The following is a 246-nucleotide window of genomic DNA, read 5'->3' as shown; positions in this document are numbered from 1 at the left end:
CGCGCGCTCCGAGCCGAGCTGGCGCGCTTCGCCCCCCGCCCCCGGCTGGCCACGGCCTACACTGACCACCCCCGCGCGCTGCCGCGCAGCGGGGCCGGCCGGGCCTTCGCCGCGGCGCTGGGCAACCAGATCCGCGCGCGCACCGCGTGGATGGTCGAGGTGGCCCGACCGGACGGCGTGCGGGACGCCGCCACCCACGCCGCGCTGGATACAGCGCACGCGCGGCTCGACCCGGGCGGCCAGCAG

At 80.9% G+C, this 246-nt stretch carries 1 protein-coding gene; it reads left to right on the top strand.

Annotation, left to right across the window (positions count from 1 at the left end; translation table 11 throughout):
• A partial coding sequence (locus ACQG3P_RS21680; protein WP_426806205.1) for a hypothetical protein occupies positions 1 to 246 on the top strand: 246 nt, incomplete at both ends.

The organism is Stenotrophomonas sp. SrG, assembly GCF_050031795.1.
Lineage (GTDB): Bacteria > Pseudomonadota > Gammaproteobacteria > Xanthomonadales > Xanthomonadaceae > Stenotrophomonas > Stenotrophomonas rhizophila_A.
The sequence above is the reverse complement of the archived record's forward strand: the minus strand, read 5'-3'. Positions and strand labels throughout refer to the sequence as shown.